Genomic DNA, 26083 nt, shown 5'->3' with positions numbered 1-26083 from the left:
CACGCTGACGCGGACGCCCCGCGTCGGTAGGGTCGTGAACATGGTCAGCAGCCTGCCGCACCCGACCACCTCCGCCGGCCGCGACGGTCTGGCCGCGCTCCTCGCGCGGCCCGCGGAAGCCGTCGTCGCCCTCGATTTCGACGGGACGCTCGCCGAGATCGTCCCCGACCCCGAACAGGCCCGCGCCCACCCCGGTGCCGTGGCCGCCCTCGCCGCCCTCGCGCCCGAGGTCGCCTCCGTCGCGGTCGTGACCGGCCGGCCCGCCGGGGTCGCCGTCCGCTACGGCGGCTTCGCCGGAGTCCCCGGCCTCGAACACCTCGTCGTCCTCGGCCACTACGGCGCCGAACGCTGGGACGCCGTCAGCGGCACCGTCCGGGCCGCCGCCCCGCACCCGGGCGTGGCCTCCGTCCGCGCCGAACTCCCCGGCTTCCTCGACCGGGCCGGCGCCTGGCCGGGCGTCTGGATCGAGGAGAAGGGCCGGGCGGTCGCCGTCCACACCCGCCGCGCCCTCGACCCGGAGGGCGCCTTCGAGGCCCTCAAGGGTCCGCTCGGCGACCTCGCCACCCACCACGGCCTCGTCCTGGAGCCCGGCCGCATGGTCCTGGAGCTGCGGCCCCCGGGCATGGACAAGGGCGTGGCGCTCGCGGAGTACGTACGGGAGGTGGGCGCCGGGTCCGTGCTCTACGCGGGCGACGACCTCGGCGACCTGCCCGCCTTCGCCGCCGTGGAGAAGCTCCGCTCGGACGGCGTCCCCGGCCTCCTGGTCCGCAGCGGCTCGGCCGAGGTCCCGGAACTCGCCGACCGCGCGGACCTCTCGGTGGCGGGCCCGCCGGGCGTGGTGGAGTTCCTGACGGACCTGGCGAGGGCGGTACGGGAGGGGAGCAGTACGGGAGGGGAGTAGTACGGGAGGGCCGACCGTGCCGTCACCCTCCCCGCCCGTCCCGCGTCCTCTCCCGCCGCCCGTCACTCTCCCCGTACGAGCAGCTCCACCACGCCCGTCAGGTCCTCGTCGCCGCTCGACTCCGCCAGACGGCGGGCCATCAGGTCGAAGTAGGGGCGCAGCAGTTCGGTGCTGACGCCCTGCTGCTCGGCGGTGGCGAGGAAGGTGGGCGTGCCGGCCACCTGCATGGCCAGGTTGGAGACGACGCCCTTCGTGTAGTCGCCACTGCGCAGCTGGTCGGCGGCGAGGTGGACGCCCTGGGACATCGCGGCGAGCCAGTCGGCGAGCAGCGGGGCGAACTCGACCGGGTCGATGTCCTCCTTGCGGATCAGGGCGAAGGCGTGGTGGATCCCGGCGAACATCCCGTACATGCCGCTGAGCAGCGCCACGTCGTGCAGGGCCGCGTGGCCGGCGTCCGCGCCGACGTACCGGGTGCCGACGGGCACGGCCAGGGTCTCCCGGTGCTGCTCGAACAGCTCGGCGGAGCCGCTGTAGAAGACGTACCCGCCGGCCTCCGGGACGCCGACCATCGGCGGTACGGCCATGATCCCGCCGTCCAGGTAGCGGGCGCCGCGCTCGCGGGCCCAGTCGGCGCGGGCGCGGGCCTGCTCCGGGGTCGTGGTGGTGAGGTTGACGAGGTCCTTGCCCGTCAGGTCGGCCTCGGCGAGGGCCTCGCCGACCGAGGCGTCGTCCAGGAGGCAGACGACGACCAGCGTGCTCGCGGCGACCGCCTCGGCGGCGCTGCCGGCCCCCTTCGCGCCCTCGGCGACGAGCCCGGCCGCGCGGGCCGGGGTGCGGTTCCAGACGGTGAGGGGGTGACCGGCGGCGAGCCAGGCACCGGCCAGGGCGGTGCCCATCGCGCCGAGTCCGAGCAGGGTGACGGGGGTCTTCTCTCCGGTGTTCGCTGTCATGCCACCAGGCTGGGCGAGGGCCCCGGGCCGCTCAAGTACCCACTTGGAAGTGGGTGGTTACCCTGAGGTGAGCGAGCAGGTCAGGAGGGTGGACAGATGGCGACGCTGAACCGGCCCGGAGACGAGGACGGGCACGTCTGCGGGATCGACGCCGCGATGGAGGTCATCGGCGGGAAGTGGAAGGTGCTCATCCTGTGGGCGCTGAGCGGCGGCACGCGGCGCCGCTTCGGCGAGCTGCGCCGCATCGTCCCCGGCATCACCGAGAAGGTCCTCGCCTCCCACCTGCGGGAGATGGAGGCGGACGGCATCGTGGAGCGCGTCGCGTACGACGAGGTCCCGCCCCGCGTCGAGTACGCGCTGACGAAGGACGGCATGCGCCTCACCGACGCCCTCGAACCCCTGGCGGCCTGGGGCAGGGAGCGGAACCGGCCCGCCTGAGGGGCGTCCCCCGGCTCAGGCGGGCGGCTGCATCGGCTCCCGCAGGGCCTCCAGCTGGGCCAGGAACCAGCGCTGGGGCGGGAGGGCCGTCGCCGCCGCCGCGAGGCGCTTCGTGCGGTCGGAGCGTTCCGAGGGGGGCATCGACAGGGCCGTGTGCAGGGCCTCCGCGGTCTCCGACACGTCGAAGGGGTTCACCGTGAGGGCGTCGTCCCGCAGTTCCGTGTACGCGCCCGCCTCCCGGGACAGGACCAGCGCGCAGCCCGCCTCCGAGACCACCGGTATCTCCTTCGCGACCAGGTTCATGCCGTCGCGCACCGGGTTCACCAGGGCCACGTCCGCGAGCCGGTAGGCGGCGAGGGAGCGGGGGAAGTCGTCCTGCACCGAGACCAGGACCGGCTGCCAGCCGGCCGTGCCGAACTCGGTGTTGATCTCCTCCGCGAGCGTGCGCACCGCCGCCGTGTACGAGCGGTACGACTCCAGGTCCTGCCGCGAGGGGTACGCCGAGGCCAGGTGGACGACCCGGTCGCGCCACTCGGGGTGGGTGGTGAGGAGCTCGCGGTAGGCCAGGAGGCCGCGCAGGATGTTCTTGGAGAGCTCGGTGCGGTCGACGCGGACGATGGTCCTGCGGTCGCCGACCTCGGCCCGGAGGGCGGCGAGCTTCTCGTCCACCTCGGGGCGGTGCGCCAGGGCGCGCAGCTCCTCGGCGTCGACGCCGAGCGGGTAGGCCCGGACCGTGGTGCGGCCCTTCCCGACCCCGTAGCGCAGGTGCTCCACGCCCCGCCAGGGCGTCCCGGTCGGCGACAGGCCCTGCGCCACCCCGCGCTCCGTGTCCATGGACGCGCCCGAGACGAACGCCGCCGCCCACTGCCAGGTGTGGAAACCCAGCTCGTCCGCGCCGAGCATCCCCCAGACCAGCTCCTCGCGGATGTCGTCCGGGAGCATGCCCAGGTAGGCGGGGGAGCCCCACGGCGTGTGCGTGAAGTGGGCGATCCGGAGGTCGGGGCGCAGGTCGCGGAGCATCCCCGGGACCAGGGCCAGGTGGTAGTCCTGGACCAGGACCTCGGCGCCCTCGGACGCCTCCGCGGCCAGGGCCTCCGCGAAGGCGCGGTTGTAGGCGCGGTACGACTCCCAGCGGCGCCGGAACTCCGCGTCGAAGACCGGCTCGCGCGAGATGTCGTACAGGTGGTGGTGGAGGAACCACAGGACCGAGTTCGCGATGCCGTTGTACGCGTCGGCGTACACGTCCGGGGGGATGTCCAGCATCCGCACGCCCGGCTCGCCGACCCCGCGCCGCACCGCCTCCCGGTCGCCCTCGCCGAGCGCCGCGCACACCCACAGGCTCTCCTGCGAGTCGTCGGCGGAGACGGCGCTCAGGCCCGAGACCAGGCCGCCGCCGCCCCTGCGCGGGGTGAGCGTGCCGTCCTCGCCGAGCTTGTACGAGACAGGACCTCGGTTCGATGCCACGAGCACAGTAGCCATGTGGCGAACCTAGCCCGTCCCGTAAACGCTCAAACGTACGTATACGAGACGGGCCGATCCGGCCACGGAGCGTGTGCGCGGGTCAGCGGTCGTGGTGGTCACGCATCGCCGCCTTCGCCACCAGGCCCGTCGCAGCGAGTGCCACGCCGAGCGCGCCGAGCAGCCACAGCCGCTCGCCGCTGCCGCCCGTCTCCGCCATCGAGCCGGAGCGGGAGCCGGCCTCGGAGCCGGCGTCCGAGCCCGAGCCGGAGCCGAGGTCGGAGCCGGAGCCGCCCTGCGGGCCCGGTGCCGGCGGGGCCGGGGCGGGCGCGCTCGCCGTGGGGGAGGCGGACGGGGCCTCGGGCTCCGACGGGCCCGTCGACGGCTCGCCCGGCGTCGGGCCCGTGGGGGCCGGGGGCGTCGGCTTCGGGCTCTCCGGCCTGTCGAGCACCGGGGCCGCCGCGCAGGACGGGTCCTCGCTGCCGGCGCCGCAGTTGGAGCGCGGGGTCCTCACCTGCACGCTGCCGCGGAGCCTGCCGTCCCCGGTCGCCGGGTCCTTGACCGTCACCGAGTACGTGACGGTCGCGGTCTTCCCGGCCGGGATGGTGCCCACGTACCCGATCCTCGGCTTCTCGTACGAGACCGTGCCCAGGTCCGTCTTCACGTCCCCGTTGTAGTCGGCGTCGTCGAGGTTCCCGGTGAGGTCGTCGCCGAACGCGGCGTTCGGGTGGTCGAGCGGGCCGGTGTTCCTCGCGGTGATCGTGTACGTGAGGGTGTCGCCCGGCTTCACCGTGCGCGGGCTCGCCGTCTTGGTGATCTCCAGGTCGGGCACCGGCACCGAGAGGGCCAGGCCGGACGGCACATAGGTGTCGCCGTTCGTGGCGAAGGTCAGGTCGGCCGAGGTCGCGCCCTGCGGGACGGCGCCGGCGGGGAGGTCGAAGGTCTTGGCGTCGATGCTCAGGTTGTTCGCGAGCGCGGGGGCGACGGCGCCCTCGTCCTGGCCGACGAAGAAGTCGTCCGTGTTCCCGGAGGCGGCCTCGGTGACGTTCCTGCCGTCGACCAGGAACCTGTCGCCCGGGGCGTTCCGGTCGCCCTCGTACGCCGTCACGCCCGCCCGGACCGTGCCCGGGCCGCGGCGGAAGCCGTCGACGGTGACGGTGGTGGCGGGGGAGTTCGAGCGCTGCAGGACGTGGCCGCCGTAGACGTACACGTTCCGCCGCTCCGGGGCGCGGACCGGGTCCGGGCCGGGGAAGCGGTGGACGACGGTCAGCGACCAGCCCGCCACGCAGCCCCGGCCGTTCGGCGCCCACACGTTGCCCACCGCGACCTGCGCGTCCGTCCCCGAGACGCCCGCGAAGGCGGCCGTCACGTCCGACTCGCCCGTGTAGTAGTGCGGGCCGCTCGTGTCGGCCGGGTCGGCGACCATGCTGTCGATCGAGACCGGCGTCGCCGCCCCCGTCCCCACCCTGATCACCGGCGCGGTCGTCGCCGGGTCGCCGGGCGAGGCCGTGACGTCGGCGCCCGAGATGTCGCAGCGCCGGAGCTGCGCCCCGCCCGGCCCCTTGTACGTGCCGTCGTTGCCGCCCCAGAACAGTCGGGCGTACGCGACCTCGGCGCCCGCCGGGATCTTCACGTGGCCGGTGCTGGAGCCGAAGTCGGGTGCGCCGCCCCCGGCCGACAGGCCGGCGGCGTCGATCCTCCGCATCACGAACGCGTTGTTGTCGTCGGAGCCCTCACCCCTCGCCGCGGCCGCGCAGCGCGCGGCCGGGCCGGGGAGCTCGGTGGGACAGCCCATGACCGTGTTGCCGATCGTGGTGAAGTCGCCGTAGAGGGACTCGCCGTACCGCTTGCCGAAGGGTTCGACCACGTCGGCCGCGGCCGGAGCGGCCACCGCGGACACGAGCGTGCCCGCGGTGAGGCCGATGGCCGCCAGGACCCTGCCCGGGTGATGTTGTCTGAAGCGCATAAAAGGGCAATGTAGGCAAAGCGGATCATATACGGGCGTTACGCCACGCGGCGGCGCGTGTACTCCGTGATGTCGACCATCGGCGGCCGCTCCTCCGTGTCCACCGCGTAGGTCCGGGGGGTGAACCCGTCCTCGCCCCGCTCGAACTGCGTCAGCCGCGGCCGCACCAGGTGCCCGCGCGAGAGCCGCAGCTGCGCCGTCCGGTAGATGGCCGCGGCCATCCGGCCCAGCGCCCGCTCGTCCTGGTGGCGGTGCTTGCGCACACCCACGTCGACCTGGGCGAGCGCGTCCAGGCCCACCGTGTGCAGGGCGTCGACGAGCAGCCCCAGCTCCACCCCGTAGCCGACCGGGAAGGGGAGGCGTTCGAGGAGCGAGCGGCGGGCCGCGTACTCGCCGCCGAGCGGCTGCACGAAACCGGCCAGCTGCGGCCAGTGCAGGTTGAGCAGCGGGCGGGCCACCAGCTCGGTGACACGACCGCCCTGGGCGGGGGTCTTGCCGGGGGCGAGCTCATCGGACTCCGCGCCGAACGGGCGGTCGTAGGTCGCCTTGACGAAGTCGATCCCGGGGTCCGTGAGCAGCGGGCCCACGATCCCCGTCACGAAGTCCGCGGAGAAGTCCCGCAGGTCCGCGTCGACGAAGCACACGACGTCCCCGCTCGTCACCATGAGCGACCGCCACAGGACCTCGCCCTTGCCGGGGACGGCGGGTATCCGGGGGAGCACCTCGTCCCGCGCGACCACGCGCGCCCCGGCCGCCGCGGCGACCTCCGCCGTGCGGTCGGTGGAGCCCGAGTCGATCACCACGAGCTCGTCCACGAGGGGCACGGCTTCGCTCATCAGCTCGCGGCGGATCACGGCGACGATGTCCCCGACCGTCGCCTCCTCGTTCAGCGCGGGAAGCACCACGCTGACCGTCGTGTTCCGCTTGGCGGCGAGGATCCGCTCCATCGGCCGGTCGGCCACGGACCAGGACCGCCGGTCCAGCCAGCGCTCCACCTCTTCCAGCACGTGATCTCCATCTCGCGGTACGGACGGCCCGTCCAAGCGCCAGGGCCTTCGGTTACAGTCTTGAACAACGCGGATGCCCGATGCACGTCGGGGTGCCGCCCGCGTCGGAGCGCAGGAACGAAAGTCCACCGCGCTTCACAATCGAATACCGCTCATCCAGAGGGGCAGAGGGAAACGGCCCGTTGAAGCCCCGGCAACCCTCCAGTCGGTTTGTCTCGTCCTCCAGCGAGGTCCCCGGCTAGGGAAGGTGCCAAATCCGTCTCATGACGAAAAGTTCGTCATGGGAAAGATGAGGAGAAAGGGCCTCGCCTCCATGGCTGTACAGACTGTCGCCTCTGCCACCACCGTCGACCTCGGTCCCGCTTCAGGACTCTCCTGTCGCGAATGCGGTGAAGTCTTCGCACTCGGTCCGATCTTCGCCTGCGAACTCTGTTTCGGACCGCTCGAAGTCGCGTACGACCTGCCCACCGGTGACCCCGAGGCGCTGCGCAAGCAGATCGAGGCCGGCCCCGCCAACATCTGGCGCTACGCCCCCCTGCTGCCCGTCCCCGCCGACGTCGCCGAGAAGCCGAACCTGAACCCGGGCTGGACCAAGCTCGTCCAGGCCGACAACCTCGCCCGCGAGATCGGCGTCGCCCCCGGCAAGCTCTTCGTCAAGGACGACTCGGGCAACCCGACCCACTCCTTCAAGGACCGGGTCGTCGCGCAGGCCATCGAAGCCGCCCGCGCCTTCGGCTTCACCACCCTCTCCTGCTCCTCCACGGGCAACCTGGCCGGCGCCGTCGGCGCCGCCGCCGCCCGCGCCGGCTTCCGCTCCTGCGTCTTCATCCCGCACGACCTGGAGCAGGGCAAGGTCGTCATGGCCGGTGTCTACGGCGGTGACCTCGTCGCCATCGAGGGCAACTACGACGACGTGAACCGCTTCTGCTCGGAGCTCATCGGCGACCCGCTCGGCGAGGGCTGGGGCTTCGTGAACGTCAACCTCCGTCCGTACTACGGCGAGGGCTCCAAGACGCTCGCGTACGAGATCTGCGAGCAGCTCGGCTGGGTCATCCCCGACCAGCTGGTCATCCCGATCGCCTCCGGCTCCCAGCTCACCAAGATCGACAAGGGTCTGCAGGAGCTCATCAAGCTCGGCCTCGTCGAGGACAAGCCCTACAAGATCTTCGGCGCGCAGGCCGAGGGCTGCTCCCCGGTCTCCGCCGCCTTCAAGGCCGGCCACGACGTCGTCCGCCCGCAGAAGCCGAACACGATCGCCAAGTCGCTCGCGATCGGCAACCCGGCCGACGGCCCCTACGTCCTCGACATCGCCCGCCGCACCGGCGGCGCCGTGGAGGACGTGAACGACGAGCTGGTCGTGGAGGCGATCAAGCTGCTCGCCCAGACCGAGGGCATCTTCGCCGAGACCGCCGGCGGCGTGACCGTCGGCGTCACGAAGAAGCTCGTCGAGGCGGGTCTGATCGACCCGAACCTGACCACCGTCGTGCTCAACACCGGCGACGGACTCAAGACCCTGGACGCGGTGGCCGACACCTCTCAGGCGACCGTCACCATCCGCCCGAGCCTGGACGCGTTCCGCGACGCCGGCCTGGCCCACTGAAAGGCTACGAAGACATGGCCGTGAACGTCCGCATCCCCACCATCCTCCGCACCTACACGGGCGGTCAGTCCGAGGTCCAGGCCGAGGGCGCGACCCTCGCCGAGGTCATCGCGGACCTGGAGAAGAACCACACGGGCATCGCCGCCCGCGTCCTGGACGACCAGGGCAAGCTGCGCCGCTTCGTCAACGTCTACGTGAACGACGACGACGTGCGCTTCGAGCAGGGCCTGGAGACGGCCACCCCGGCCGGCGCCGGCGTCTCGATCATCCCGGCCGTCGCCGGAGGCTGATCGCCGGTCACGGCGGAGGGGGCCGACACCCCCTCCGCCCTCCCGCGCTGTCCCGTCTTTCTTGAATTGCCCCTTCCGCGCCATAAAGCGGAAGGGGCAATTCTGCATGGTTGAGCGGGGTAGAGTTGGGGAAGTCCCCTCCGCTGCTCATGCCGGGCGCATATGAGAATGCGTCTCCGCACGTCTGGAAGCAGCCAAAGTGCGTGTGCGTTGTGTACGTTCTGCGCGGTTTGCCGGGCCCGACTTGCCCCGGAACTCCGGGGATTCTCCCTAATTCCCCTTTCCGGGCTGCCCAGAATTCTCGGTCGAATGACCTGTTGCAGAGGGCAGTTGGGCAGATACATTCAGCGGCGGTCGACGCGCTTCCGGCGCAGGGTCTGACCCGGGTCCGCGAAGTGCGGTTCCCGCGCAAGGGCCAGTAATAGGGGAGTTAGGCATGGCTCAGGGCACCGTCAAGTGGTTCAACGCGGAGAAGGGCTACGGCTTCATCGCGGTCGACGGTGGTGCGGATGTTTTCGTCCACTACAGCGCGATCCAGATGGATGGCTACCGCAGCCTCGAAGAGGGGCAGCGGGTCGAGTTCGAGATTTCGCAGGGCCAGAAGGGTCCGCAGGCGGACATGGTCAAGCTCGCCGTCTGAGCGCGGCGCGATCGGCCACCGACGCAACGCCGTCGAGGGGCCCGCATCCCTGAGGGGACGCGGGCCCCTCGCGTGTTCCCGCACGCGCTCCCGGGCGTGGCGTGGAGCCGCCCGAAACCCGAGAGTCGCTTGCACTCTCCTAGGGCGAGTGCTAATCATTGGCGTTAGCACTCGGAAGGTGAGAGTGCTACTACGAGGATCGGGCAGATGAGGCCCGCGGCCAGGTGGGGCAAGGAACCGCCGGGCTCGCAGGCCGTCCGTCGCGGGCATCGGCGCGGTCCTGGAGCGTTATCCACCCCATGTCCGGGAGGACCACTTCACATGGCCAAGATCATCGCGTTCGACGAGGAGGCCCGGCGCGGTCTCGAGCGCGGCATGAACCAGCTCGCTGACGCCGTCAAGGTCACCCTCGGCCCCAAGGGCCGCAACGTCGTCCTCGAGAAGAAGTGGGGCGCCCCCACGATCACCAACGATGGTGTCTCCATCGCCAAGGAGATCGAGCTCGAGGACCCGTACGAGAAGATCGGCGCCGAGCTGGTCAAGGAAGTCGCCAAGAAGACGGACGACGTCGCCGGCGACGGTACGACCACCGCCACCGTCCTCGCCCAGGCGCTCGTCCGCGAGGGCCTCCGCAACGTCGCCGCCGGTGCCAACCCCATGGCCCTCAAGCGCGGCATCGAGAAGGCCGTCGAGGCCGTCTCCGGCGCCCTCCTCGAGCAGGCGAAGGATGTCGAGACCAAGGAGCAGATCGCTTCCACGGCCTCCATCTCCGCCGCCGACACCCAGATCGGCGAGCTCATCGCCGAGGCGATGGACAAGGTCGGCAAGGAAGGCGTCATCACCGTCGAGGAGTCCCAGACCTTCGGTCTGGAGCTGGAGCTCACCGAGGGTATGCGCTTCGACAAGGGCTACATCTCGGCGTACTTCGCCACCGACATGGAGCGCATGGAGGCGTCGCTCGACGACCCCTACCTCCTGATCGTCAACTCCAAGATCTCCTCCGTGAAGGACCTGCTCCCGCTCCTGGAGAAGGTCATGCAGTCGGGCAAGCCCCTGCTGATCATCGCCGAGGACGTCGAGGGCGAGGCCCTGTCGACCCTGGTCGTCAACAAGATCCGCGGCACCTTCAAGTCCGTCGCCGTCAAGGCCCCGGGCTTCGGCGACCGTCGCAAGGCCATGCTGAACGACATCGCCATCCTCACCGGCGGCACGGTCATCTCCGAGGAGGTCGGCCTCAAGCTGGAGTCGGCCGGTCTCGACCTGCTGGGCCGCGCCCGCAAGGTCGTCATCACCAAGGACGAGACCACCATCGTCGACGGTGCCGGTGACAGCGAGCAGGTCGCCGGTCGCGTGAACCAGATCCGCGCCGAGATCGAGAACTCGGACAGCGACTACGACCGCGAGAAGCTGCAGGAGCGCCTGGCGAAGCTCGCCGGCGGTGTTGCGGTCATCAAGGCCGGTGCCGCGACCGAGGTCGAGCTCAAGGAGCGCAAGCACCGCATCGAGGACGCCGTGCGCAACGCGAAGGCGGCCGTCGAGGAGGGCATCGTCGCCGGCGGTGGCGTCGCCCTGCTCCAGGCGTCGAACGTCTTCGAGAAGCTCGAGGGTGACCTCACGGGCGACGAGGCCACGGGTGCCGCGATCGTGAAGCTGGCCCTGGAGGCCCCGCTGAAGCAGATCGCCGTCAACGCCGGCCTGGAGGGTGGCGTCGTCGCGGAGAAGGTCCGCAACCTGCCCGTCGGCCACGGCCTGAACGCCGCGACCAACGAGTACGTCGACCTCATCGCCGAGGGCATCATCGACCCGGCGAAGGTCACGCGCTCCGCGCTGCAGAACGCCGCGTCGATCGCCGCGCTGTTCCTCACCACCGAGGCCGTCATCGCCGACAAGCCGGAGAAGGCGTCCGCGCCGGCCGGCGGCGGCATGCCGGGCGGTGACATGGACTTCTGATCCTCCGGGATCGGTGGTTCATCGCTGAACGCGAAGCTCAGCACGAACGAGGGCGGCACTCCCCGGAAGGGGGGTGCCGCCCTCGGGCGTGACGCCGTGCGCTGCCGTCAGCGCATGTCGACGTAGTCACCGCCGGCCGAGGCCGGGGTGTTGAAGTGCTTGCTGTCGCCGTAGTGGCGGATGCGCCAGGAGCCGTCCCCGGTGACCTTCGCCTTCAGGGAGACGTTGCCGTTCGCGTTCGACCGGCCCGTCGCCATCTGCTTCCACGTGGTGGAGCCCCGCGGCTGGAACTGCAGGACGACCGGAGCGTTCGCGTACGCGCGCCAGTTGTAGTCCGTGTAGTGCTGGAGCCCGCCGGTGACCGTCACGTACCCGCCCTTCGCGACCGGCTCGGGGCCGGCGTTCAGGGAGACGATCCGGGTGTCGAGGCGGGTGAGCCGCAGCGTGCCGGTGCTGGACTCGGCGAACTGGTCGGTGGTGAGGTGCCGGAGCCGGAAGTAGCCGCCCCGGCTCGCCGCCGAGGCCGTGAACTCGTTGAAGTAGGCCGAGTTCACGCTGCCCCAGGCGATCGCCTTCCAGCCGCCGTCGACGAGCTGTTCCAGCCGGATGAACTGGGCCTCCGTGAAGTTCGGTTCCGCCACGTACCGGGCGCCGAAGGTGCCGGAGACCGTGACCCGGCCGTCGGCGGAGAGCCCGTACGTGCGGATGTCGGTGCGGGAGTCCAGCGGGATGGCCAGCGCGCCGTGGAGATCCGGGAAGCTCACGTACCGGTCGGGGGACTCGACGAACCAGTTGCCCGACTCCTTGCCCGCGACGGCGACGAGCCGCGCGGTGAACCGGCCGTCCGCGCCGGTCCGGACGACGGCGCTCGGGCCCGTTCCGTAGGTGGGGCCGCCGAGCCGCACGCGCACCTGGTGGTTCGCGACGGGGGCGCCGGCCGCGGCCGGGTCGGTCATCCGGCCGCTGACAGTCACGGTCTGCCCGTCGAGCGCCCGCTTCTTGTCGGCGGTGGCGGTGACGGCCACCTTGCGCGGCACGTGCTCGTAGACGCTGAGGTACTGCGTCACGGTGCCGTGGACCTCGGGGCTGTCGGCCGTGACCGTCGTCCGGAAGCTGAGGGACGGGCTGCCGAGGTCCTCGCTGGAGATCGGGAACGGTGGCGAGGTGAACCGGCCGGCCGTGTCGGTGACCGCCTGTTGTGCCGGGCTCTGCGTCCCGTCCTGCGGCGGGTCGAGCCGCTCGACGGTCACCGGCAGGCCGGTCACCGCGACCCGGTCCCCGGAGCCGGGCTGGACGCCGACGACGGTGCCCGAGGGTCGGGCGTTGCGGTCGGCGTACGTGGGCTTGGTGGGGACGAGGGTGATCTCGGGGCGGAGCCGGAAGTCGAGCTGCCCGGCGTCGGTCCGGGTCTGCTTGTTGCCGAGCGAGTCGGTGGCGGTGACGTCGATGGCGTACGTCCCGAGGGCCGGGATGCGGCCGCCGTCCTCGACGAGCTTCAGCACGGCCGCGTCGGGCAGCCGGAAGGTGTTGGCGGGGGCCGAGGGGTTCCAGGGGTCGACCACCCCCGGGAGCGTCGGGATGTCGACGAGGACGGTGTCGCCCTGCCGGACCTTCGCCGAGACCTTGGTGATCCTGGCGGACGGGGCGTCGGTCCAGGCGGTGACCTGGAAGATGCCGCGCTGGGTGTCGTCGGTCAGGGCCCGGCCGATGCCGACGAGCGGGTCGGCCGCCGTGGCGGGCGCGGCGGTGACGGCGAGGGTCGTCGCGGCGAGGGCGGCCGCGGCCAGGCCCGCCGTCAGGGCGCGGGAGGGGCGGAGGTCAGCGCGCATCGATGTAGATCGCCTTCGTGTCGCTGTAGAAGTAGGTGCCCGTGCTGTTGAGGTACATGGCCCAGGAGCCGTCTCCGTAGGCGGTGGCGCGGTAGTTGAACCGGCCGCTGCTGTCGGTGGTGACGCTCTTGGTCACCCAGTACCACGTGCTCTCGTTCCTGGGCTTGAAGAGCAGGGTCAGCTTGGTTCCGGCGAGCGGCTTCCAGATGCCGCCGACCTTGCGCTGGACGGTTCCGGAGACGGTCATCTTGCCGTTCACGGTGGGCCGGGTGGGGCTGATGGTGAAGGCGGAGAAGCGGGTGGGCGTGCGGCCCCGCTTCAGGGACGTACTCCCCTTGGCGACCAGCTCGTTGGTCTCCGGGTGGTAGATCCGGTAGAGGGCGCTCTCGTAGCCCTGGGTGGTGAAGCGGTAGGAGCAGCCGCTGTCGGTCATGCCGGAGCGCATGACGCGCCAGGTGGACCCGGCGTCGAAGGAGACCTGGAGCTGCACGGGCTGCCCGTTGCGGCAGTAGGCCGAGCCGAAGCCGCCCGTGGCGGTGAGCTCCCCGTACTCGTCCAGGGTGATCGTGTGCCCGGAGTACGAGAACTGCTGCGGTACGACGATGTCGCTCTTGGCGTACGGGCGGGAGTCGTCGAAGTACGGCGAGTACCGCAGCGCGGTGTACACGAAGTCGGTGCTGTACTGGGCCCGCGCGTTGAAGGAGAACGTGCCGGTCGCGGACGAGGTGGCGCTGCCGAGGGTGGTCGTCGTGGTGGAGCCGTAGGGCTGTGTTCCGGTCGCGACGACGGGGGCGCCGGGGAAGGGCTTCCAGCCGGTCGGCGTGTACCGCTCCACGTGCCCGCTGACCCGCACGTCCGTACCGGCGAGCACGCGGTACTTGTTCACGTCGGCGCTGATCCGGTAGAGGAGCTTCTCCACGCCCAGGGACGGGAGGTGCGCCGCGTCGTCCGGGTCGTTGACGGTGCCGGCCGTGACCACGGTCGCCGTGCCGGACACCCAGCCGCCTGGGGTCATCGTCACGGAGAAGGTGCCGTCCGCGAGGGTCGTGGCGGTGGCGTTGACGACCCTGCTGGTGCCGTCCAGCGCGTTGAGGGTGATCGCGACCTTGGTGCCGCCGGGCGCGGTGGTGCGGGCGCCGGTGGCCGGGTCCCAGGAGGTCGTCCTCCCGGAGAGGACGGCCTGGCGCTGGTCGTAGCTGGTGCTCCGGCGGTTCCAGGACAGGTCGGTGACGCCGACGTGCGGCCGGTAGCTGTAGGTGGCGCCGGTCGCCTTCGTGGTGGTGCCGCCGGGGAGTCGGTACTCGACGCGGACCGGGTAGTCCGCGAAGGCGGTGCCCTGCGGGAGCGCGAAGGGCGCGTCGGTGTCCCAGTTGGTGTTGTCCGTGGTGAGCGCCTCCGTGGAGGCGAGCACGGCGGCGCCGGGGGCGGTGGAGGCCAGGACGCTGACCTTGATCCAGAGCGCGTTGGCGGGCAGCGTCACGCGGTAGCGCCCGTCGTCCAGCGTCTTGCCGGAGAGGGCCGTCGCGTCCGCGTGTGCGGCCGGGGCGTGGACGACGGCGGGCGCGATGACGCCCGCCGAGAGAGCGAAGACGGCTGCGGCACGCACAAGGGCGTGCGGAAGCCTGCGCGTTGAGCGCGGCAAAGGGACCCCCCACAGGTCTGTGATGGCGGCGTCGCCCGTGATCGGGGGCGGCCGCGTGGCAGAACTTTAGCGCTCACCTGTTGAACGTGTTCACTCTGTTTACGGGAGTGGCTGGACGGGCGTGCCCGAGTAATCCTGGAAGGGACTGAAAGGGACACGGTGGAAGGGCCGAGGCCATGGTCACCCTCCTGACGACACCCGCCGACCGCGAGCTGGTCATCACCAGGACGTTCGACGCTCCGCCGGGCCGGCTGTGGGAGGCCTGGACGCGCCCCGAGCACGTACGGGCCTGGTACGGGGCCGCGGCGCTGACGACGACGGTCGTCGACGTCGACCTGCGGGTGGGCGGCGCGTGGCGCTGGGGCCAGACCGCGCCGGACGGCCAGCAGATCGTCTTCTCCGGCACGTACGAGGAGATCGTCCCGGCGGAGCGGCTCGACTACACGGAGGTCTTCGAGCAGATGCCGGACGCCGACCCGGTCCGCGTCACCCTCACCTTCGACGCGACCCCGGACGGCGGCACGGCCCTGACCAGCACGTCGCTCTGGCCCTCGAACGAGATCCGCGACCAGGCCCTGGCGGCGGGCATGGAGGCGGGCGTCCGGGAGCAGTACGACCGGCTCGCGGACCATCTGCGGGCGATGTGAGGGACGGGGGTGTTGGTTGCGGCGTCGGTCCCCCCGAGGCTCAGCGGGCCATTCCCTTCGGGAACGCCACGCCCTCGGCCCGGGCCCGGGCCGTGAGCGACTTCAGCTCGGAGAGGGTCCTGGGCCGGTGGCCGGGCCCGCCGCAGCAGCTCTTGTGGAAGCGGACACCCGCGTGGAGGAGGACCGACAGCACCCGCCACGCCGAGGTGTCCCGGCGGCGGGGCGGGGCGAAGGCCGAACCCACGTGGATGAGCGTCTGCGCGCAGCGCGGACAGCGCCGCTCGCGGTCGGGGTCGTACGGCTGCTTGTACGAGGCCCGGCACGGCAGGCAGACGTACGAGGTCTTGGTGTAGCCCATGGGGCCAGGGTAGGGAGGAGGCGGAGGGGGACTCCACGGGATTTCCCCCGCCTCGGTCTCTCCCGCGTCCCGGGGCTCAGCGGTGGAAGAGGGCCGTCCAGAGGAAGGACTCGCCGAAGTTCGGGGAGGTGGGGGGCTCGTCGTGCATGCGACGGAGGTCGATCGCCGTCAGGCCGGCGAAGAGCGTGCGCAACTCCGTGTCGGTGTAGGCGAGTCCGCCTTCCAGGCCGCCCCGGCGGTAGAACTCGGCGTCCGGCAGTTCCGATCCCATGCCGCCCTCCCCTGCGGCGAACGCGGTGAGCGCGAAGTGCCCGCCGGGCGCGAGGACGCGGTCGAGGAGCGCGAGGTAGCTGACGCGGCGGTGCGGGGGCAGGTGGTGGAAGCAGCCGGAGTCGTAGACGAGGTCGTACGGGCCGTCCAGGCCGACGGCGAAGGCGTCGCCGTTCACGAACCTGACGTTCTCGGTGCCGGCCTCCCGGGCCCGTTCCTCCGCCCAGGCGATGGCGGTGGGCGAGAGGTCGACCGCGGTCACGTCGAAGCCCAGAGACGCGAGGTGCAGGGCGTTCCGCCCCGGCCCGCAGCCGAGGTCGAGGGCCTTGCCGCCGGCCGGGAGCAGGCCCCGCTCGACGTACGAGACGAGGTTCTCGTCCGGCTTCGCGACGAAGAACGGCACCGGCTTGTCCCGGTCCGCGTAGAACCCGTCCCACCAGTCGGCGCCCCCTTCCGTCCAGCGGTCGGCGCCGGGGGCGAAGAGTCCGTCGAGCAGGTTCAGGACGTCGTCGATCGTGCGGATGTCACGGTGGGCAAGGCTGTTGCGGTCCATGGAAACCCCCTCCAAGTAGGCTTCCAGGATAAGGGAGTTGAGGGTAAAAGCGCAGGTCAGAGGTGGTCCGGGGATGGCCTGTGCGGGGCGTGGACGGCTCGTGGGGAAGGGGTGCACCCCCGTGGGTGGGAGGAGGGGGCGCCGCCGCGTGAAGGGGCCCTCCAGGCCCGGGAAGCGGCCTTCCCGGGCGGCTCCCGGGAAACTTTTCGAACTCCCGTCCCGCGTGACTGTACGATCCGTCTGCCGACAGGGGGGTCCCGCCGGCCCCGGCCCAGCGGCCCTTCCCGGCCTGCCGCTCTGCGCCCTGCCCGTCCTGCTGTCGCGCCGACCCTCCCGTGTCGCACCCGTCTTCACACCCGTACGAGGGGACACAGGACTTGTCCGTACGAAGAGTGGTCGCGCTCGCCCTGAGCGCCACCCTTGGCATCACCGGCCTGGCGGCCGTCGCGCCGACCGCCGCGGCGGCGACCGGCGCGCCGTACGAGGTGACGATCGACGCGCCGCCGAGCGTCACCCCGCCGGCCCAGACCGTCTTCGGCGCGGGTACCGGTCTGCAGGCCTCCGACCCCGACCGGGGCATGCGCTGGCAGAGCTTCGCGGGTGGCCCGGTCTCGTACCAGGCTGCCTGCGACTCCACCGACAGGATGGCGTTCCACGGTGACCGGTTCGGTTGCCTCGACTACCACCAGGGCACCTGGGACGCCACGGTCCACGACTGGGCCACCGGCGTCACCCTGACCCGCCCGCGCCCCGAGGGCCACACGTGGCTGCGGGCCTTCGGCACGGACCGTCTGCTCAGCTACAGCACCGACGCCGAAGGCGCCGTGACCCTGCACCTTCCGGGCCTCGGTGAAGGCGCTCCGGCGGACGCCGACGTCACGACGACCGAGCGGATCACCGGCTACCCGGAGGTCCTGGCCTTCGACGCCGAGGGCGCGGTCGTCACGTACACCAAGGCCTCCGGTGGGCAGGGCGTCGGGCTCGTCGATTTCGGCGCCGCCACGCTCGTCCCGCTGGCGCAGCCCGCGGCCGGTGTCCCCTACGGCGTGAAGGCGACGCTCGGCGCCGACCGCGTCGCCCTCTACGGCGGGTACGGCACGACGGAGGCGTTGATCGTGCCCCGCGCCACGCCCGCGGGCCCCGCGAGCACGGTCAAGCTGCCGAGCACCGAGGCCAGGCAGGACCGTCTCGCCCTCCTCGGCGACTGGGTCGTGGGCTCCTACAGCGCGTACGGCTCCGCCCCGCTCAAGGCCACCTCGCTCGCCACCGGAGCCACCCGTGACCTGGGTGTCCTCGTCGCCGGGAACTCCGAGATCAGGACCGGCACGGACGGCACCCTCGCCTTCGTGGGCGGCACCGACTCCACCCACTGGGGCATCCGGCGCGTCACCCTCGACACCGCCGGCGCGCCCGTCACCACGCAGGTCCTGAGCACCCCGCCGAAGCCGGTCACACGGACGGCTCTGACCGTGACGAACGGCCGGGTCACGACCGAGCAGGAGGACGGCTACCGCACCCTCCGGGGCTACGACGTCTCCCTCACCGAGCCGCGCACGGCCGCCTCCGTCTGGAGCTGTGCCGTGACCTCCGCCGGCACCTCGCCGTGCGCCGAGCCCTCCGGCCCGGGGATCGCCGGCGCCCGCTGGGCCGACACCGGGGACGGCCGTCTCGTCACGCTCGGGGCGGACGACGTTCCGCCGTCCCGCGGGGAAGCGCCCTGCGGCTGGTGCGCCCCGACGGTGTACGTGACCACGGCCGCGCCCGGCGCGACCACCCGCAAGATCACGCTGGACACCACGCGCAGGATCAGGCCCACGGTGATCCGCAGTGCCTCCGGCCGCTACGTGCACTTCGGCGCCACGGAGAACTACGTGGCCACGTCGGTCGTCGCGGACATCGAGACCGGAAGGATCGTCTCGGTCTCCAGTGCCGGGAACCAGTCCCTGTGGGGCACCTGGCTCTGGACCGCGTCGGCGGACAGCGACATCGTCTCGGCGGTCGACCTGCGCACGGGGGCGAAGGTCGCGACCGTCGACCTCGGGACGAACTGCGCCACCTCCGGCTTCGAGGTCGTCGGCAAGTGGATCTACGCCCGGTGCCAGGACGACACGTCCGCCGTCGTGTACGACCAGGAGAAGCGGACCTCCGTCCGCTTCCAGGTGTCCCGGTACAGCCGACCGCACCTGGGCGACGGCTTCATCGCCTACACCGAGTCCAGCAACACCGGCCCTGATGCGCTGAGCGTGATCGACGTCCGCACCGGCGCACCCGTCACGCGCGCCCTCGGCCTCGTCGGCCTCGACGGCGGCAACGTCACCAACTACAACAAGAACTGGACGATCGACCGCTTCGGCGGAGGCGTCGCCTACATCGACCCCCAGCAGAAGATCCACGTCGTCGGCCTCGGCGGCGTCACCAGCCGCCTGACGGCCCTCGAATCGTCGGTGCCGGCGGCGGTGAACCTGAAGTCCGCCACCTGGAAGCCGCGTTGGAACCTCTCCAAGCCCGGCACGTGGTCGCTCACCCTCAAGCGCAAGGCGACCGGGGCGACCGTCCGCACCCTCACCGGCGTGGGCCGGGGCATCGTCGCTCCCGTCTGGGACGGCAAGGACGCCGCCGGGAAGCTCGTCGCGAACGGGGCCCACACCTGGACCCTGACGGTGAAGCCGGCCGACGGCCACGGCGCCGACCTCGTCCGGTCCGGGGCCCTCTCCGTGACCGGTGGCGCCGCCGTGCGGCGGGACCTCGCCGGGGACGACGGGTTCGGTGACCTGCTGGTGATGGACACGGCGGGTCTGGTGTCGATGTACCGGGGTACGGGCACCGGCGCGGTCTCGGCGCGGATCGCCGGTACGGGCACGAAGTTCGCGACCTCGTCGGTGTTCGTGCCGACGGGCGACCTGAACGGCGACCGGTGCGCGGACGTGTACGTGCGCGTCGGCGACCAGCTGCGGGCCTACCGGCCCGGTTGCGGGAAGGTGCTGTCCGCCTCCTCGCCGTACACGCTCGTCGGTACGGGCTGGGGCCAGTACGACGTGCTGACCTCGTCGGGTGACGTGAACGGCGACGGGTTCGCCGACCTCGTCGCGCGTCAGGCGTCCACCGGCGACGTGTACTTCTACGGCGGCACCGCCGACCACCGGGTCAAGCCCCGGGTCCGGATCGGGACCAACTGGAAGCTGTACAAGAAGATCGTCGGCGCCGGTGACCTCAACGGCGACGGGCGCGGCGACCTGCTCGGCGTGGACGCCTCCGGCGTGCTCTGGCGGTACCACGGCACCGCGACCGGTGGCGTGACCGCCCGGGTGCAGGTCGGCGGCGGCTGGGGCGGGTACTCCTCGCTCGTCGGCGTCGGCGACCTGTCCGGCGACGGACGTGCGGACCTCCTGGCCCGCGACACCGCCGGGAAACTGTGGCGCTACAGCGGCACCGGGACCGGGGCCTACGGCGGCCGGGTCGCCGTCGGCAGCGGATGGAGCGTCTTCAAGGGGCTGTACTGATCCGAAGGATCGCCCCTGTCCCCCCGAGGGCCCGGCCGCCGTGGTGCGGCCGGGCCCTCGGGCGTCTCGTACGTCGGCTTCGCCTCACGCCGGCGGTGCCACGAGCGCCGGGTCCTGGTCCGCGCGGGTGAGGGAGGCCGTGACGAAGCCGTCCGTCTTCAGGGTCTCGACCGTCTCGCGGAGGAACGCGACCGTCTCCGGGCGGCGGCCGACGGTCGTGCCGACCGCCTGGCGGATCTCCATGAAGCGGCCCTCGATCAGCCGGACCTCCTCCGGGTGCGCCGCCGCGTACGCGGTCATCGGCTGGCGGATGCCCGCGCCCGCCTCCAGGCCCTCGGCGCGGAACACGTCGACGCCCTCGTCGCCGCGGACGACGGTCGCGTGGGTGAGGGAGCGGGAGAGGAACAGGTCGTACGCCGAGCCCTGCTTGACGCCGATCCGGACGCCGGGGGCGTCGACGTCCTCGACGGTGGTGAGAGGCGAGCCGTGGGGGACCGCGTACACGCCCTCGATGACGACGTACGGCGCGGTGAACGCCACCTCCTTCTCGCGCGCCGGGTCGACCGCCAGGAAGCAGAGGTCCGCGCGCCCCTCCGCCATCGCCTCGAACGACTTGCGCGCCGCGTCGAAGCAGAGGAGCTCGACGGGCAGGCCGAGCCGCGCCCCGAACTCCCGGGCCAGGTCGACCGTGATGCCCGAGGGGGCGTCGGGCGTGCCCTGTGCGAGGACCGGGTTCCCGAGGTTGATCGAGGCGCGCAGGGTGCCGGTGGGGGCCAGGTCGGCGGCGATCCGGGACGTGGAGGCGTCGGGCTGGGGTGTCGTCATGGGGGTGGAGTCTAGGGAGCCGGGGGTGGGGATGGCCGACCGCTGTCCGGACTTCTCGAACACCCCTCCACCTTCCGGGGGTTGTCCCCACCCGGGACTCGCGTGCCTGCCGGATGGGACGGATCCGCGGCGCACGCGAGGCTGTGCGCATGACAACGAACCGGGTGCGCACGCCTCTCCTCCTCGCCCTCTCCGCCGCCGCCGTCGCCGGAGCCGCCCTCACCGGCGGCGGTGCCACCGCCGCCGCCGCGCCCGCCACCGCAGGCCGCGCCGGACTCGTGTGGGGCGACTGCGCGCCGGCCGTGCGGCCACTGCCCGGGCAGGAGTGCGCCACGCTTTCCGTACCCCTCGACTACGCCCATCCCCACGGCGAGCAGATCGGGCTCGCCGTCTCCCGTCTCCCCAGCGCACGGCCCGAGGCCCGGCGCGGCGCCCTGATGGTGATCCCGGGCGGGCCCGGCAGCTCCGGGGTGCAGCGGCTGGCGCAGAAGGGGGCGGCCCTGGCGAAGGAGACGGCCGGGGCGTACGACCTCGTGGCCTTCGACCCGCGCGGGATCGGCGGCTCCGCCAAGGCCGCGTGCGGGCTCGACGAGGGCGACCGGTGGATGGTGACCCTGCGCTCGTGGCCCGGCGCCGACGGCGCGATCGACGAGAACGTGGCCCGCGCGAAGCGGATCGCCGAGGCCTGCGGCCGCAACGGCGGCGCGATGCTGCGCGGCCTGACGACGGCCAACCAGGTGCGGGACCTGGAGCGGCTGCGGCAGGCGCTCGGCGAGCGGCGGCTGTCGGCGTGGAGCGTGTCCTACGGGACGTACGTGGCGGCCGCGTACGCGGAGAAGTACCCGCACCGCACCGACCGCTGGGTCCTCGACAGCAGCAACGACCCCGACCCGAAGCGGGTGGCCCGGGGCTGGCTGGAGGGCATGGCGCGGGGCGCCGAGGACCGGCTGCCGGACTTCGCCGCCTGGGCGGCGCACCCGGACCGGGCGGACGAGGGGCTGCGGCTCGCGGAGCGCCCCGAGGACGTACGGGGCGTGCTCATGGAGCTGGCGGCCCGCCTCGACCGGGAGCCGCACGCCACGGTGCTCCCCGGGGCGCCGGGCGAGCCCGTGAAGGCCGGGCCTCCGCTGACGGGGACGATGCTCCTCCAGGCGTTCCAGCTCGCGCTCTACTCCGACGGGTCCTTCCCGTCCTTCGCGGCGCTGGTGACGGAGGCGCGCGACCCGGAGGGCCGGCCGGTGCTGCCGCGTGAGCTGGCGGGCGCGATGCCGGACGACGCCGCGGCCGTCACCGTGGGCGTGATCTGCAACGACGTGGACTGGCCCGCGTCCGTACCGGCGTACGAGCGGGCCGTGGCGAAGGACCGGGAGCGGTTCCCGCTGACGGCGGGGATGCCGGCGAACATCACGCCCTGCTCCTTCTGGAAGGGCGGGGCGGTGGAGAAGCCGGTCCGGATCACCGACCGGGGGCCGTCGAACATCCTGATGATCCAGAACCTGCGCGACCCCTCGACGCCGTACGCCAAGGGGCTGCGGATGCGGGCGGCCCTCGGCGAGCGGGCGCGGCTCGTCTCGGTCGACCACGGCGGGCACGGGGTCTACCTGGGCAACGGGAACGCCTGCGGCGACGCGGCGGTGACCCGCTTTCTGACCGAGGGCGTACGGCCGTCCGGGGACGTCCTCTGCCGGTGACCGCGGACAGCGGGAGGGCCCGGGGGCTGTCGCCGCCCGGGCCCTCCCGTACCGCCGTCCTGTCAGACCTTCGCCGGCTCCGGTTCCGGCTGCAGGGCCGGGGTTCCCGCCGCCACCGAGGCCTCCGCACCGGCCTCCGTGTCGACGTCGAACTCCTCCAGGAGCGCCGTGCTGAAGCCCCAGAAGTACGTCGCGACGAACCCGACCGCATAGCCGACGAGCAGCCCGCCCGCGTAGACCGCGATCGTCGTGCCGAGGCCCTTGCTGCCGTCGAGGAGCGGGAAGAGCGCCCAGCCCGAGGGGCCGATCGCGGTCGAGCCGACCGAGTCGCCCAGCATGCCGAAGAGTCCGACGAAGCCGCCGCCGAACGCACCGCCCACGCAGGCCGTGACGAACGGGCGGCCCAGGGGGAGCGAGACGCCGTAGATCAGGGGCTCGCCGACGCCCAGGAAGCCGGCCGGGAGGGCGGACCGGATGGTGCGGCGGATGGAGCCGTTGCGCGGGAGCTTCAGGTAGACGGCCATGGCCGCGCCGACCTGGCCGGCGCCCGCCATCGCCAGCACGGGGAGGAGGACCGTGTAGCCCTGCTGCTCGATGAGGGTGGTGTGGATCGGGATGAGGGCCTGGTGCAGGCCGAGCATGACGAGCGGGAGGAAGAGGCCGCCGAGGAGGAAGCCGGCGCCGGCGCCCGCGTTCGCCAGGAGCCAGTTCGCGAGGTCGCCGATCGCGGTGGAGATCTCACCGGCGACGAACATCAGGCCGAAGACCGTGACGAGGCCCGAGACCAGGACGGTCAGGGTCGGGGTGACCAGGACGTCCAGGGCCTCCGGCACCCAGCGGCGGCACCACTTCTCCACGGACACGGCGAGGACCGCCGCGCCCAGCGCGCCGAGCACGCCGCCCTGGCCGGGGGAGAGCGTCTGGCCGAAGACGTCGATCTTCGCGACGCCCGCGAAGACGATGATGGACGCGACCGCGCCGCCGAGGATCGGCGTACCGCCGAACTCCTTCGCCGTGTTGTGGCCGACGAAGACCGCGATGAGCGCCATGAAGCCGCTCGCGATGGCCGCGAGGGCGGGGGTGACGCCGGGCAGCCAGCCGAGGTTGACCAGGAGGCCGTTGAGGCCGGCGATGATGCCGCAGCCGATGAGCGCGGGGATCAGCGGGACGAAGATGTTCGCGATCCTGCGCAGGAGCATCTTGAACGGTGTGGCGTTCTTGGCCTTCCGCGCGGCCTTGAGGGCCGCGCCCTGCGCCGCCAGGTCCTCGGCGGAGTGCGCGGGCTTGGGAGCCTCGGCCACCAGGGCCTCCAGCTCCGGCGTCACGCGGGCGACGGTGCCGGGGCCGAGGACGATCTGGTACGTGTCGTCCTCCACCACGCCCAGCACGGCCGGCAGGGCCTTGAGTGCCTCGTCCTGGACGAGAGAGCGGTCCCGCAGGCCGAGGCGGAGGCGGGTCATGCAGTGGGCCACGGTGCTGATGTTCCCGGCGCCGCCGACGAGGGGGAGGATCGCGGCGGCGACGGCGCGGTTCTTGTCGTCTGTGCTCATGGTGCGGTGGGCCTTGCTGTGGGGGGAGGGGGAGGGGGCTCAGCCGGTCGTCGCGAGCAGCGCCGCCCGCAGATGACCGTGGGAGGCGGTCAGCCGCTCGGCGGCCGTGGGGGCGTCGAGGTCGGCGAGGATCATGAGGATCGCGTTCTTCACCTCGCCGTCGGCGGCGGTGAGCGCGGCCTCGATCTGCTCGTCCGGGGCGCCGGTGGCCAGGGCGACGATCCGGCGGGAGCGTGCCTGGAGCTTGTCGTTGGAGGCGCGGACGTCGACCATCAGGTTTCCGTAGGTCTTGCCGAGTCGGATCATCGTGATGGTCGAGATCATGTTGAGGACGAGCTTCTGGGCGGTGCCGGCCTTGAGGCGGGTGGAGCCGGTGAGGAGCTCGGGGCCGGGGACGACCTCGATGCCGTGCTCGGCGGCGGCGGCGAGCACGCTGTCCGCGTTGCAGGACAGGCCGATGGTCAGTGCCCCGAGTGCGCGGGCGTGTTCGACGGCACCGACGGCGTACGGGGTGCGGCCGGAGGCGGAGACGCCGACCACCGTGTCGTCGGTGGTGAGCCCGAGCGCGGTCAGGTCGGCCACCGCGAGCTCCTTGGAGTCCTCGGCGCCCTCGACGGCCTGGACCATGGCGGAGGGGCCGCCCGCGATCAGGCCGACGACCTGGGAGGGGTCGGTGTTGAAGGTGGGCGGGCACTCGCTGGCGTCGAGGACGCCGAGGCGGCCCGCGGTGCCGGCGCCCAGGTAGATCAGCCGGCCGCCGCGGGCCATGCGCTCGGCCGTCGCGTCGATCGCGGCGGCGATGGCGGGGAGCTCGCGGGCGACGGCGGCGGGGACGGTCCGGTCCTCGCCGTTCATGGTCCGGGCGATCTCCAGCGTCGGGAGCCGGTCGATCTCGGCGAGCTCGGGACGGAACGCCTCGGTGGTGAGGGTGGCCAGCTGGGCGCGGAGCTCGGAGTACGTGGAAGTGGGCATGGGCTGCTCTTTCGGTGCGTGGACGTCGTCGGCGTCGTTGGCGGTCGACGTGTGACGCTCGGCTGACCGGGGGGTGTCAGCGGGTCCGGGGCGAGTGGCGGTGGGCGAGGGCTTCGTACGAGGCGGCGAGGGCAGGGGCCGCCGTCTCGTACGTACGCTGGGTGACACAGGTGAACAGACAGTCCACGACCAGGAGTTGGCTGGTGCGGGACGACATGGCCGCGGGGCGCAGTTCGCTCTCGCGGGCGGTGGACGTGGTCAGGACGTGGTCGGCGTACTGGGTGACCGGGCCGTCCGGGCGGCCGGTGATCGCGACCGTGGTGGCGCCGTGGTCGAAGGCGACCCGCAGCGGTTCTATGACGTCGCCGGTGGAGCCGGAGTGGGTGATGGCGATGGCCACGTCGCCGGAGCGGAGCTGCACGGCGTTGGTGACGGCGAGGTGCGGGTCGCTGTGGGCGTGCGCGATCAGGCCGATGCGGAGCAGTTTCTGGGCGAGGTCCTGGGCGACGAGGCCGGAGGCGCCGACGCCGTAGATGTCGACGCGGCGGGCGGTCGCGAGGGCGGCGACGGCGGCGCCGAGCTGGACCGTGTCGAGTCCGGCGGCGGTGTCGGCGAGGGTCTGCTGCTCGTCGTAGGCCAGCTTGGCGACGACGTCGGCCACCGGGTCGTCGACGGCGATGTCGGCGGTGACGGAGGGCGCCCGCCCGGACTGCTGCTGGGCGGCGAGGCCGGCGAGGGCGAGGCGCAGGTCGCGGTAGCCGGGGTAGCCGAGGAGGCGGGCGGTGCGGACGACGGTCGCCTCGCTGGTGCCGGTGAGCTCGGCGAGGCCGGTGACCGTGAGGGCGGCGCAGCCGGCCGGGTCGCCGGCGACGGCTTCGGCGACCCGCTGCATCGAGCGGGTCATGGAGGGCGCGAGGGTCCGCACCTTGGCCGCGAGGGCGGCGGGCGCGGGGGGCGCGTCGCTCGTGAAACTTTCCTTCACTTCATTGGTCACATCTGAAAGATACTTTCGGCGGGATGGGGCGACAAGCCCCCTTCGGTCCCGG

The 26083-nt window shown here is 72.4% G+C and carries 21 protein-coding genes and 1 riboswitch; of the genes, 9 read left to right on the top strand and 12 right to left on the bottom strand.

What is annotated here, in order from left to right:
* Nucleotides 1-40: 40 nt before the first annotated feature.
* Nucleotides 41-901: a trehalose-phosphatase gene (gene otsB / locus ACF08F_RS13340; RefSeq protein WP_392298611.1), complete on the top strand. Its 861-nt coding sequence runs from the start codon at nt 41-43 to the stop codon at nt 899-901.
* A gap of 62 nt (nt 902-963) precedes the next feature.
* Here otsB and ACF08F_RS13335 read toward each other — a convergent pair whose 3' ends face one another.
* On the bottom strand, nt 964-1851 hold the full coding sequence (locus ACF08F_RS13335; RefSeq protein WP_392298610.1) for an NAD(P)-dependent oxidoreductase: 888 nt from the start codon (nt 1849-1851) through the stop codon (nt 964-966).
* Between the two features lie 96 nt (nt 1852-1947).
* Between ACF08F_RS13335 and ACF08F_RS13330 the strand changes: the two genes are divergently transcribed.
* The gene (locus ACF08F_RS13330; protein WP_392298609.1) at nt 1948-2289 is read left to right on the top strand and encodes a winged helix-turn-helix transcriptional regulator; all 342 of its coding nucleotides are present in this window, start codon (nt 1948-1950) and stop codon (nt 2287-2289) included.
* A gap of 15 nt (nt 2290-2304) precedes the next feature.
* On the opposite strand, the gene ACF08F_RS13325 is transcribed toward ACF08F_RS13330, so the two are convergent.
* The 3 genes from ACF08F_RS13325 to ACF08F_RS13315 form a co-directional block, all read right to left on the bottom strand.
* Complete coding sequence (locus ACF08F_RS13325) at nt 2305-3768, bottom strand: trehalose-6-phosphate synthase (RefSeq protein WP_392298608.1); 1464 nt, start codon at nt 3766-3768, stop codon at nt 2305-2307.
* Nucleotides 3769-3850: 82 nt separating this feature from the next.
* Nucleotides 3851-5713: a DUF11 domain-containing protein gene (locus ACF08F_RS13320; protein ID WP_392298607.1), complete on the bottom strand. Its 1863-nt coding sequence runs from the start codon at nt 5711-5713 to the stop codon at nt 3851-3853.
* A 38-nt stretch (nt 5714-5751) separates the two neighbouring features.
* Nucleotides 5752-6720: a glucosyl-3-phosphoglycerate synthase gene (locus tag ACF08F_RS13315; protein ID WP_392298606.1), complete on the bottom strand. Its 969-nt coding sequence runs from the start codon at nt 6718-6720 to the stop codon at nt 5752-5754.
* A gap of 149 nt (nt 6721-6869) precedes the next feature.
* Nucleotides 6870-7016: riboswitch (SAM riboswitch) on the top strand.
* A gap of 17 nt (nt 7017-7033) precedes the next feature.
* Here ACF08F_RS13315 and thrC point away from each other — a divergent pair.
* From thrC to groL, 4 genes are all read left to right on the top strand, one after another.
* Nucleotides 7034-8320 carry a threonine synthase gene (gene thrC, locus ACF08F_RS13310; protein ID WP_392298605.1) on the top strand — a complete coding sequence of 429 codons (1287 nt, stop codon included), beginning with the start codon at nt 7034-7036 and terminating at the stop codon, nt 8318-8320.
* A gap of 14 nt (nt 8321-8334) precedes the next feature.
* A complete protein-coding gene (locus tag ACF08F_RS13305; RefSeq protein WP_055642141.1) occupies nt 8335-8610 on the top strand; it encodes a MoaD/ThiS family protein in 276 nt (91 codons plus the stop codon).
* A gap of 436 nt (nt 8611-9046) precedes the next feature.
* Entirely contained in the window at nt 9047-9250 is a 204-nt protein-coding gene (locus tag ACF08F_RS13300; protein WP_015035246.1) for a cold-shock protein, read from the top strand.
* 321 nt (nt 9251-9571) lie between these two features.
* The gene (gene groL / locus ACF08F_RS13295) at nt 9572-11200 is read left to right on the top strand and encodes a chaperonin GroEL (RefSeq protein WP_392298604.1); all 1629 of its coding nucleotides are present in this window, start codon (nt 9572-9574) and stop codon (nt 11198-11200) included.
* Between the two features lie 107 nt (nt 11201-11307).
* Here the strand turns inward: groL and ACF08F_RS13290 are convergent, their stop codons facing one another.
* Nucleotides 11308-13029 (bottom strand): hypothetical protein, encoded by a 1722-nt coding sequence (locus ACF08F_RS13290; protein ID WP_392298603.1) that lies wholly within the window; start codon nt 13027-13029, stop codon nt 11308-11310.
* Entirely contained in the window at nt 13019-14635 is a 1617-nt protein-coding gene (locus ACF08F_RS13285) for a hypothetical protein (protein WP_392298602.1), read from the bottom strand. Before ACF08F_RS13285 ends, ACF08F_RS13290 begins: the two co-directional genes overlap by 11 nt.
* Nucleotides 14636-14847: 212 nt before the next feature.
* On the opposite strand from ACF08F_RS13285, the gene ACF08F_RS13280 reads away from it, so the two are divergent.
* The gene (locus tag ACF08F_RS13280; protein WP_392298601.1) at nt 14848-15318 is read left to right on the top strand and encodes an SRPBCC domain-containing protein; all 471 of its coding nucleotides are present in this window, start codon (nt 14848-14850) and stop codon (nt 15316-15318) included.
* Nucleotides 15319-15358: 40 nt separating this feature from the next.
* Here the strand turns inward: ACF08F_RS13280 and ACF08F_RS13275 are convergent, their stop codons facing one another.
* Entirely contained in the window at nt 15359-15676 is a 318-nt protein-coding gene (locus tag ACF08F_RS13275; protein ID WP_392298600.1) for a deoxyxylulose-5-phosphate synthase, read from the bottom strand.
* Between the two features lie 76 nt (nt 15677-15752).
* On the bottom strand, nt 15753-16499 hold the full coding sequence (locus ACF08F_RS13270; protein WP_392298599.1) for a class I SAM-dependent methyltransferase: 747 nt from the start codon (nt 16497-16499) through the stop codon (nt 15753-15755).
* A 377-nt stretch (nt 16500-16876) separates the two neighbouring features.
* On the opposite strand from ACF08F_RS13270, the gene ACF08F_RS13265 reads away from it, so the two are divergent.
* Complete coding sequence (locus tag ACF08F_RS13265; RefSeq protein ID WP_392298598.1) at nt 16877-19999, top strand: FG-GAP-like repeat-containing protein; 3123 nt, start codon at nt 16877-16879, stop codon at nt 19997-19999.
* An 84-nt stretch (nt 20000-20083) separates the two neighbouring features.
* Here the strand turns inward: ACF08F_RS13265 and ACF08F_RS13260 are convergent, their stop codons facing one another.
* Nucleotides 20084-20824, bottom strand: a complete 741-nt coding sequence (locus ACF08F_RS13260; protein ID WP_392298597.1) for a transporter substrate-binding domain-containing protein — start codon at nt 20822-20824, stop codon at nt 20084-20086.
* Between the two features lie 149 nt (nt 20825-20973).
* On the opposite strand from ACF08F_RS13260, the gene ACF08F_RS13255 reads away from it, so the two are divergent.
* A complete protein-coding gene (locus ACF08F_RS13255) occupies nt 20974-22515 on the top strand; it encodes an alpha/beta hydrolase (RefSeq protein WP_392298596.1) in 1542 nt (513 codons plus the stop codon).
* Nucleotides 22516-22577: 62 nt separating this feature from the next.
* Here ACF08F_RS13255 and ACF08F_RS13250 read toward each other — a convergent pair whose 3' ends face one another.
* From ACF08F_RS13250 to ACF08F_RS13240, 3 genes are all read right to left on the bottom strand, one after another.
* Complete coding sequence (locus tag ACF08F_RS13250; protein ID WP_392298595.1) at nt 22578-24065, bottom strand: PTS transporter subunit EIIC; 1488 nt, start codon at nt 24063-24065, stop codon at nt 22578-22580.
* Nucleotides 24066-24104: 39 nt separating this feature from the next.
* Nucleotides 24105-25037 (bottom strand): N-acetylmuramic acid 6-phosphate etherase, encoded by a 933-nt coding sequence (murQ, locus tag ACF08F_RS13245; protein WP_392298594.1) that lies wholly within the window; start codon nt 25035-25037, stop codon nt 24105-24107.
* Nucleotides 25038-25113: 76 nt separating this feature from the next.
* The gene (locus tag ACF08F_RS13240; protein ID WP_392298593.1) at nt 25114-26031 is read right to left on the bottom strand and encodes a MurR/RpiR family transcriptional regulator; all 918 of its coding nucleotides are present in this window, start codon (nt 26029-26031) and stop codon (nt 25114-25116) included.
* Between the last annotated feature and the right edge of the window lie 52 nt (nt 26032-26083).

This window comes from Streptomyces sp. NPDC015130 (genome assembly GCF_043080005.1).
Classification (GTDB): Bacteria; Actinomycetota; Actinomycetes; order Streptomycetales; family Streptomycetaceae; genus Streptomyces.
The sequence above is the reverse complement of the archived record's forward strand: the minus strand, read 5'-3'. Positions and strand labels throughout refer to the sequence as shown.

Excerpts from the sequence above, each read along its gene's own strand:
- groL (WP_392298604.1), top strand. The coding sequence starts at position 9,572 with ATGGCCAAGATCATCGCGTTCGACGAGGAGGCCCGGCGCGGTCTCGAG.
- ACF08F_RS13330 (WP_392298609.1), top strand. The coding sequence starts at position 1,948 with ATGGCGACGCTGAACCGGCCCGGAGACGAGGACGGGCACGTCTGCGGG.
- ACF08F_RS13270 (WP_392298599.1), bottom strand. The coding sequence starts at position 16,499 with ATGGACCGCAACAGCCTTGCCCACCGTGACATCCGCACGATCGACGAC.
- ACF08F_RS13290 (WP_392298603.1), bottom strand. The coding sequence starts at position 13,029 with ATGCGCGCTGACCTCCGCCCCTCCCGCGCCCTGACGGCGGGCCTGGCC.
- otsB (WP_392298611.1), top strand. The coding sequence starts at position 41 with ATGGTCAGCAGCCTGCCGCACCCGACCACCTCCGCCGGCCGCGACGGT.
- ACF08F_RS13320 (WP_392298607.1), bottom strand. The coding sequence starts at position 5,713 with ATGCGCTTCAGACAACATCACCCGGGCAGGGTCCTGGCGGCCATCGGC.
- murQ (WP_392298594.1), bottom strand. The coding sequence starts at position 25,037 with ATGCCCACTTCCACGTACTCCGAGCTCCGCGCCCAGCTGGCCACCCTC.
- thrC (WP_392298605.1), top strand. The coding sequence starts at position 7,034 with ATGGCTGTACAGACTGTCGCCTCTGCCACCACCGTCGACCTCGGTCCC.
- ACF08F_RS13250 (WP_392298595.1), bottom strand. The coding sequence starts at position 24,065 with ATGAGCACAGACGACAAGAACCGCGCCGTCGCCGCCGCGATCCTCCCC.
- ACF08F_RS13335 (WP_392298610.1), bottom strand. The coding sequence starts at position 1,851 with ATGACAGCGAACACCGGAGAGAAGACCCCCGTCACCCTGCTCGGACTC.
- ACF08F_RS13300 (WP_015035246.1), top strand. The coding sequence starts at position 9,047 with ATGGCTCAGGGCACCGTCAAGTGGTTCAACGCGGAGAAGGGCTACGGC.
- ACF08F_RS13260 (WP_392298597.1), bottom strand. The coding sequence starts at position 20,824 with ATGACGACACCCCAGCCCGACGCCTCCACGTCCCGGATCGCCGCCGAC.
- ACF08F_RS13255 (WP_392298596.1), top strand. The coding sequence starts at position 20,974 with ATGACAACGAACCGGGTGCGCACGCCTCTCCTCCTCGCCCTCTCCGCC.
- ACF08F_RS13325 (WP_392298608.1), bottom strand. The coding sequence starts at position 3,768 with ATGGCTACTGTGCTCGTGGCATCGAACCGAGGTCCTGTCTCGTACAAG.
- ACF08F_RS13280 (WP_392298601.1), top strand. The coding sequence starts at position 14,848 with ATGGTCACCCTCCTGACGACACCCGCCGACCGCGAGCTGGTCATCACC.
- ACF08F_RS13305 (WP_055642141.1), top strand. The coding sequence starts at position 8,335 with ATGGCCGTGAACGTCCGCATCCCCACCATCCTCCGCACCTACACGGGC.
- ACF08F_RS13275 (WP_392298600.1), bottom strand. The coding sequence starts at position 15,676 with ATGGGCTACACCAAGACCTCGTACGTCTGCCTGCCGTGCCGGGCCTCG.